Source organism: Novosphingobium pokkalii (assembly GCF_014652855.1).
In the GTDB taxonomy this organism is placed as follows: Bacteria; Pseudomonadota; Alphaproteobacteria; order Sphingomonadales; family Sphingomonadaceae; genus Novosphingobium; species Novosphingobium pokkalii.
The window spans coordinates 23,081-30,448 of record NZ_BMZP01000028.1 but is presented as its reverse complement, the minus strand read 5'-3'; the positions used below and the strand labels follow the sequence as shown (position 1 = coordinate 30,448).

Annotated in this window: 8 protein-coding genes and 1 pseudogene; 4 read left to right on the top strand and 5 right to left on the bottom strand. The window is 61.7% G+C overall.

The window, feature by feature from the left end:
• Nucleotides 1-207: 207 nt before the first annotated feature.
• The 3 genes and pseudogenes from IE191_RS21275 to IE191_RS19655 all read right to left on the bottom strand — a co-directional run bounded on the left by IE191_RS21275 (nucleotide 208) and on the right by IE191_RS19655 (nucleotide 2,328).
• Nucleotides 208-1,188 (bottom strand): tyrosine-type recombinase/integrase, encoded by a 981-nt coding sequence (locus IE191_RS21275; protein ID WP_373299346.1) that lies wholly within the window; start codon nucleotides 1,186-1,188, stop codon nucleotides 208-210.
• 54 nt (nucleotides 1,189-1,242) lie between these two features.
• Nucleotides 1,243-1,422, bottom strand: a pseudogene (locus tag IE191_RS21270) (Arm DNA-binding domain-containing protein); the annotation flags it as partial.
• 570 nt (nucleotides 1,423-1,992) lie between these two features.
• Nucleotides 1,993-2,328, bottom strand: a complete 336-nt coding sequence (locus tag IE191_RS19655) for a low molecular weight protein tyrosine phosphatase family protein (RefSeq protein WP_191326085.1) — start codon at nucleotides 2,326-2,328, stop codon at nucleotides 1,993-1,995.
• 185 nt (nucleotides 2,329-2,513) lie between these two features.
• Between IE191_RS19655 and IE191_RS21265 the strand changes: the two genes are divergently transcribed.
• Genes IE191_RS21265 through IE191_RS19640 form a run of 4 tightly spaced genes read left to right on the top strand, consistent with a single transcriptional unit; the run spans nucleotide 2,514 to nucleotide 4,963 of the window.
• Nucleotides 2,514-2,648 (top strand): hypothetical protein, encoded by a 135-nt coding sequence (locus IE191_RS21265; RefSeq protein WP_268249461.1) that lies wholly within the window; start codon nucleotides 2,514-2,516, stop codon nucleotides 2,646-2,648.
• Nucleotides 2,645-3,745, top strand: a complete 1,101-nt coding sequence (locus IE191_RS19650; RefSeq protein ID WP_191326084.1) for an RNA ligase RtcB family protein — start codon at nucleotides 2,645-2,647, stop codon at nucleotides 3,743-3,745. Before IE191_RS21265 ends, IE191_RS19650 begins: the two co-directional genes overlap by 4 nt.
• A complete protein-coding gene (gene prfH, locus IE191_RS19645) occupies nucleotides 3,742-4,365 on the top strand; it encodes a peptide chain release factor H (RefSeq protein ID WP_191326083.1) in 624 nt (207 codons plus the stop codon). The genes IE191_RS19650 and prfH overlap by 4 nt, the downstream gene beginning before the upstream one ends.
• Nucleotides 4,366-4,420: 55 nt before the next feature.
• Nucleotides 4,421-4,963: an HD domain-containing protein gene (locus IE191_RS19640; protein ID WP_229815689.1), complete on the top strand. Its 543-nt coding sequence runs from the start codon at nucleotides 4,421-4,423 to the stop codon at nucleotides 4,961-4,963.
• 1 nt (nucleotide 4,964) lies between these two features.
• On the opposite strand, the gene IE191_RS19635 is transcribed toward IE191_RS19640, so the two are convergent.
• Nucleotides 4,965-5,624: an immunity protein Imm33 domain-containing protein gene (locus tag IE191_RS19635; RefSeq protein ID WP_191326082.1), complete on the bottom strand. Its 660-nt coding sequence runs from the start codon at nucleotides 5,622-5,624 to the stop codon at nucleotides 4,965-4,967.
• A 51-nt stretch (nucleotides 5,625-5,675) separates the two neighbouring features.
• The gene (gene rtcR / locus IE191_RS19630) at nucleotides 5,676-7,271 is read right to left on the bottom strand and encodes an RNA repair transcriptional activator RtcR (RefSeq protein WP_191326081.1); all 1,596 of its coding nucleotides are present in this window, start codon (nucleotides 7,269-7,271) and stop codon (nucleotides 5,676-5,678) included.
• Nucleotides 7,272-7,368 lie beyond the last annotated feature (97 nt).

The window sequence follows — 7,368 nt, the reverse complement described above, 5'->3', positions numbered from 1 at the left end:
CAGTCCGTTCCTCAGGTCAGGCTGAGCTTATCACCCTGTCCAGAAAAACGGCACCACCTCACACCTCAGTGAGCCGCCAGAACGAGTGCCACCCGGCATCCAGCGACGGACAGCGCTGCATGATGTGGAAGGACGCGAGCCGAGCGAGATTTTCAGGATGCTGAAGGCGAAGAGCCATCGCAATGTCGCCTGGCTGTTCAACCAGCTCTATCTCTCGCTGCCGCGTACCGATCGCAACTGGGCCGCCGACTGCCAGACCGGGAACTTCCATACCCGGCTCTGGGAAGCGCAGCTCCTTGCTTCGTTCCGCGAGCAAGGCCTGCTGGTGACGCAGCCCATGGAGTCCCCGGACTTCCGCATCGAGAACCACAAGGCTGGCACCGCTTGGGTCGAGGCGGTCACCGCCAATCCGCAGGAGCGTTTTGAGCCGGTTGGTGCCATGCCGTCGATCCAGCCCGAGGAGAATGAAGAACTGTTCTCCGGAACGGCCGCTCTGCGTTTTGCCAAGACCATCGGCAGCAAGCCCATGCGGCCAAAAGCCAGGTTGATCGCGTTCTCGCAGATCGGCACGGTAAATTTGCGATGGCCGGGAAACATGTAGGGCAATTGTCCGGTTCGCTCGTGCAGGCTACGCAGCAATTCCAGTGACTGACGCGAAAGCGGGACAGAGTGGGGCCGACGCAATTTAGTGCGCTCGGCCGGTACGCGCCAAACGGCGCCACCCCAGTCGATCTCATCCCATTTTCCGAAGCGCAATTCCCCCGGACGCAGGAAGACGTGCGGCAGAATCTGCATCGCCAATTTGACAACCTCAGTGCCGGTAAAATCATCGATGGCACGCAGCAGCACGCCGAGTTTGCCCGGCTCAAGGATGGCAGCGCGGTGCTTGACGAGCGGCGCGGCCAGGGCGTCATCGAGGAGCGCAGCCGGATCGTTTTTGCATAGCCCAAGAACGGCGCCATGGCGGAATACGCGACTGGCGAAGGCGCGGGTGCGGCGGGCGGTCTCACGCTTGCCTTCGCTCTCCACCTTGCGCAGGACGTTCAGCAAGTCCGGTGGCGTGATGTCGGCGATCGGTAGGTGCCCGACCGTGTGCGCTAGGTGTGATAGGAACCAGTGCGCCTTGGTGATGGTTGCGGGCGCCTTGCCGCTGCGCTCCAGACGTACGCTGCTGAAATCCTCGGCCACGGCGCGGAACGTGTTGCTGGCGTGCAGGCGGGCCTCGATCTTCTTCTTGCGGCGCTCGACGGCCGGATCGCCGCCATCCCGAATCAAATCGCGCGCCTTGTCGCGCAGGGCGCGGGCCTCTTTCAGGCCGACGTCCGGCCATTGGCCCAGCGACAGGCGCTTCTCGACGCCGTGAAGGCGGTATTTGAAGTACCAGATCTTCGCGCCGGAGGGGCGGACCTCAAGATAGAGGCCTTTTTCGTCGGGCTTGCGGTAGAGGGAGTTTTAAGCCGAAAACCCGTTTATTTACAGAGTTTTAAGCGACATTTGGGGGCAACGCCTTTTGTTAGGCTCCCGTTTCCCCCAGAAATGCCCCCACTTGGCGTGAAAAGTGGTGAGAAATCCTGGGACAACGCGAGAACATCCGGAGGATAAAATCGACCGAAAATCTAGCCAAATCAATGTGTTGAGACGTTTTGGGAATAAGCCCCTGGTGCCGCTTACAGGACCAGATTTCGTCCAATAATGCTATGAATTGGCTAAAGTTTCAAAAGGACCATACGCCAATTCCCCACAAGACGCAACTTTTGCCTTTTTAAGACTGCGATTTTTCAAGAAAATATCAATTCCAGCCTATTGCGAGACGGCCAGCTTTGGAGTCTGTAGCCTGGGAAGAAATCACTATCATTCATCAATCTCAAGGTGCGCCAGAATATGCGCAACGGCGTTGATCGAAACCCGCGTGAAGCAACATCATGCGCGTAAACGGAAGCTGTTTGCGAACTGAAAAGCGGCCTGACCGCCCAGCACGATATCGGCCTCGCTTCAAAAGCTGTAAAGCGGCACATGCCGCGCCATACGGGCCTTGAGCAGCTCCACCAGTTCCGGCTGCATGAAAGCATAATCGTCGGGAATATCCAGGCAGATTACGCGCTGCCCGCGCAAGGCCGCGCGGAACCGGCGTTGCAGCTTGGCGCGATGCTGCTTTTCCATCACCACGATCATGTCGGCCCATGTCACCAGTTCAGCGGTCAGCGGGTTGTCCGCATCGTGATTGGTGCCGGCGGACGACACCTCCAGGCCAGGGTAGCCGGCGAATACCTGCTCGGCTGTCGGGCTGCGCAGGCGGTTCTGGCTGCAGACGAACAGAATGGTTTTCAAGCAACGCTCCGGATAAAAATCGCGGGCGCATGTTTGGGCGACTTGCCGAGCAGGTCAATCCGAACTATTGCCACCGCCAGCCAAGACCGGCCTGTTCTCGCACAAGGAAAGGAGAAGACCATGCGCGCAGCATTCGCCCGCACCACACATCACTTCTTATTTCCCTGTGTTCAGGAACAGATTGCATGGGCAATTCCATCGCAGGCGGACCGTTTCGCCTGATTGTTTCTCGCGGCCATGGCGCCGCTGATTTTACCGACATCGTTATCTTTTTTGCTTTTCACGCAGGCCTAAACCTTGGCCGGGGTGGTGCGCAATGAGCGCGATCACCCTGATAGCCACCGATCCGGCGCGGTTTGATCCCTTGGCGCTTGATCAACTCGAAACCTGCGCGCGCTTTGACGGCATGGCGCGCATTGTCGGCCTGCCCGATCTGCATGCGGGCAATGGCATTGCCGTGGGCGCGGCCTTCTGGTCGCCCAGCCACGTCTGGCCGCATCTTGTCGGCAGTGACATCGGCTGCGGCATGGCCTTGTGGGAGACCGACTGCCTCGTGCGCAAGTTTCGCCTCGGTTCGGTCGAACGCAACTTGCATGGGCTCGATGCGCCTTGGGCAGGCGATCATGCCGCGGCTTTGGCCGAGGCTGGACTCCCGCAGCATCTTGCCAGTCCGGCGCTGGGCACGATTGGTGGTGGCAACCACTTCGTCGAGTTCCAGCGCATCGAAGCCATTGCCGACGAGGCCCGCTTTGCCGACCTAGGCCTGCGTCATGACCGCGTGTGGATGATGGTTCACAGCGGTTCGCGCGGGTTGGGCCAAGCTATCCTGCAGGCCCACCGCCAAACCGACGCGCGCGCAGGCATCCCCGCCGACTCTGCCAAGGCGAAAGCCTATCTGGCCGAGCACAACGCGGCGCTGGTATGGGCCATCCTCAACCGCCAGATCATCGCCCAGCGCTTCTGCGAGAGCCTTGGGTTCGGAGGCCGTCGTGTCCTGGATATCTGTCACAACAGCGTCACGCCGCATCGTGGCGGGTGGCTGCATCGCAAGGGGGCGGCACCGGCCGATCGCGGGCTGGTGACCATCCCGGGCTCGCGCGGCGATTTCAGCTATCTGGTCGAACCCATTGCGGAAGCAGCCGATCATGCGCTTCATTCGCTGGCCCATGGTGCGGGCCGCAAGTGGAGCCGAAAGGATGCCTACGCCCGCCTTTCGCGCCGCTTCAGCGTTGCCGATCTGCAGCGTACTGCCCTGGGCAGCCAGGTGGTCTGCGAAGATCGCCGCCTGATCTTCGAAGAGGCGCCCGACGCCTACAAGGACATCGGAATGGTCATCGCCGATCTGGAACACGCTGGGTTGATCCGCGTGATCGCCAAGCTGCGCCCCCTGCTCAGTTACAAGACGAGGGCAGCATGAGCGAGGTTATCCTGCATATCACGGCGGGCAAAGGCCCACAGGAATGCCGCTGGGTGGTGGCGCGACTGGCCGGTGCCTTTGGGCGAGAGGCCAAGGCCGCGGGGCTCGAATGCGCATTGCTGGATGGGGTGGAGGCGTTTCCAGCATCCATCCTGCTCCGCATCGCGGGCGAGACATCGGCCTCCTTTGCTGCCCAGCGCATCGGGACCAACCAATGGATCGGCCATAGTCCGTTTCGTCCCACCCACAAGCGACGCAATTGGTTCGTGGGCGTATCCTTGGCGCCCAGGCCTGACGAGATGATCGATCTTGCAGAGCAGGATATCGATTACCAGGCGATGCGCGCCAGCGGGCCGGGCGGCCAGCATGTCAACAAGACCGATAGTGCCGTCCGGGCAACGCACCGGCCAACCGGCCTTGTCGCCACGGCGCAAGAGCAGCGCTCGCAGCACGCCAACCGCAAGCTGGCGCGATTGAAACTGGCGATCATGCTGCAGGAGCGCCACCAGCAGGCCAGGGATGAGGGGCGCCAAGCGCAATGGCACGTCCATCAGGAACTGGAACGTGGCAATGCGGTGAGGGTCTATGCCGGTGAGCGGTTTCAGTTAAGATCGGCTTGAACCAGCAGCAGTGGGTGGGCGGGCGCTCACCCACTGATCTTCCGGAGAGATCGGATTGTTGTCCCAAGACCTTGCCGCCTTGCCGCTCGTTCTCGATGCCTGCGCCTTCGCCACGCGCATGCATGCCAACCAGCAGCGCAAATACACCGGCGAACCCTATGTGCTGCACTGCCTGGAGGTGGCACGAACGGTGGCAGAGGTCGGCGGAACGCCCACGATGATTGCGGCAGCGCTGCTTCACGATGTGGTCGAGGATACGGCAGCCAGCATCGAGGATGTGCGCGCTGCGTTTGGCGATGACGTCGCGCAAGGGGTGGCATGGCTGACCGATGTCAGTCGTCCGGAAGATGGCAATCGGGCAATCCGCAAGGCAATCGACCGCGCGCACCTGGCACAGGCCCCGGCCGCGATGAAGACCGTCAAACTCGCCGATGTGATTTCCAACACGCGCTCGATCGTCGAACACGGCGATGGCTTTGCGCGGGTCTATCTGCGCGAGATTTCCAGCCTGCTGGAGGTGCTGACTGAAGGCGACCCGGCGCTGTTGCGCCTCGCGCAGGCGGAGGTGGAACGGGGTGAGGCCAAGTGGCTTGGATGAACTATTCCTCGCTAACGTAAATCCCTGTTTCAAAGTTACGAGTCAGCCTTATCCCGGCTGGCTCATCGATCCACGCTAGCCAGCTGTCATCCCGGTTCAACACCGCGCCTAGCGCGACATAGGACGCTTTCCGCTCCGCCAGTTCCTCGTCGGAAGCACCGTTAAAGCGTCCTCTGACGCGCCATCCGCTGTCGGCGTGTTTGTCGCCCTCCTGGGCCATGTCGGGCTCCTCGCGATAGAGATATTCGATCGGCTCACTGCCATCGAGCACGCAATCGTCGACAAGGCAGCGTTCCCAATACTCACGGTATTCCGAAGAAGGAGGAGCTTCATCTGGCCTGTCCCAGATGATCGCGAGGATATGATGGCGCTCGAACGAGATGGCGTCGCCAGGTTTGAGCGAAGAGGTCGGTTCATAGGGCTGATTGTCTAGCATGCCAGAAAGTTGGTTTCCTTCGGCCCGCCGAACCTTAACCCACATTCGCTCACCGGCATATTCCTCGGTCTCGTGCGTGTATTCGAACAACAGCTTGACGAGATCGTTGGGATGCACCGCAGCGATCTCGGCCGCACTTGGTAGGAAGAACGTATATGGCGCTGCGGCCGCCCGCAGACGAGGATCGTCGAGATAGTAGTTTGGCAAGATCGGGCCGGTCATCATGAAGGGATAGGTCCGTCATTGGAGATTGTATAGGCAGGCTGTCACCCAGCATCACTGCCTGCCCCTGAAATCGTCCCACCCCAGGCCGAACCGCGCGAGATACTTGCGCAGGCGGTCCGCGTCATTGGTGCTGGCCCGCTTCTCGCGCGAGGCGGCAAAGAGTGTGCGGCCAGCTTCGGACAGGGAGCGGGCGGTGGCGCAAGTCTCCACGACATAAGCCAGTTGCACCCGGTCAAACGGGTCGAGATCGGCCACGGCTTCGGCGGATAGCCAGCGTTCCAGCCCGTCATCATCGGTCTCGGCGCCATCGGTCCAGAGGCTCTTGAGCCGCGCGATTTCCTTCGTCACCGCGGCAACATCGATCCGCCCCTTGGGCGAAAACGTCGCCATGCGCGTCACGCTGGCCGCCAGGTCGCGGAAATTGCCTGACCAGCGCGCGGCGGGAGACAGCGCGAAGGCGAGGTAATCGGCGCGCGCTTCCTTGTTGAATGTCACCCGCTCGCCTTCGCGCTCAGCATGGCGGTCCAATTCGTAATCGAGGTTGGGGGCGATATCCTCGCGCCGCTCGGCCAGGCCGGGCAGCGTGAACGTCCAGAGGTTGAGGCGGGCGTAGAGATCCTCGCGGAACGTGCCCGCCGCCACGCATGCTGCCAGATCGCGGTTGGTGCCGGCGATCAACTGGAATTCGCTCTGCGCCTCCTTGTCGGCGCCCACGGGCAGGAAGTGCTTGTCCTCGATCGCGCGCAGGATCATTGCCTGCTCATCGAGGCCGAGTTCGCCGATTTCATCGAGGAACAGCATCCCGCCATCGGCGCTGCGCAACAGTCCGGCGCGATCCGCCGCCGCCCCGGTGAAGGCGCCCTTCCTGTGGCCGAACAGCGCCGACATCGCGCTGTCCCCGCGCAAGGTGGCGCAGTTCACCTCGACAAAGCTGCCGCCCATCTGGCGCTTCAGCTTCTTCAGTTCGAAGATGCGGCGGGCCAGCTGGCTCTTGCCCGCGCCGGTCGGCCCCATCAGCAGGATCGGCGCACGGGTGCGGCTGGCGACCTGCTCGATCTCGTCGATCATGGTGTTGAAGGCCGGGTTGCGCGTTTCGATCCCCGATTTCAGGAACGAGGAACGCTCCGCGCTCTCGTTGGCAAAGCGCGTGGCGATGCTGTCATAGCGCGAGAGATCGAGGTCGATCACGCTCCACGTGCCCGCCGCATCGGGGGCGCCGCGCCTGGGCTGGGTCTGCAGCAGGCGCCCGGGCAGATAATGCGCTTCGGTCAGCAGGAACAGGCAGATCTGCGCCACGTGGGTGCCGGTGGTGATGTGCACCAGCACATCCTCGGCATCGGGGTCCAGCGGCAGTCCCCGCGCGAAATCGAGCAGCCTGCCGTAGACCTCCTCGAAATCCCAGGCGTCCGCAAAGTCGAGCACATGGCGTTCCACCCGCGTTTCGGGCGAGACGGCGGCAATGTCCTGCGTCACATAGTCGGCCAGGCGGCTATGCAGATTGCCATGGATCATCACGAAGCGATCCACCCGCAGATCCTCGTGCATGCACAGGCCCACCGATGGGCGCCACTTCATCCAGCGCGAGGGGCCGAATTTGGCAGCGTCCAGCGTGGAGCCGAGAAAGCTGATGACGGTGGTTGGCTTCATGCGCGAGATTTATATCATCTTATAATTTGAGATACAAATCTCGGAATCGCGATTACAGCGCTTGCAACGCCCAATTGGCGGAGCGATTTTTAAAGAC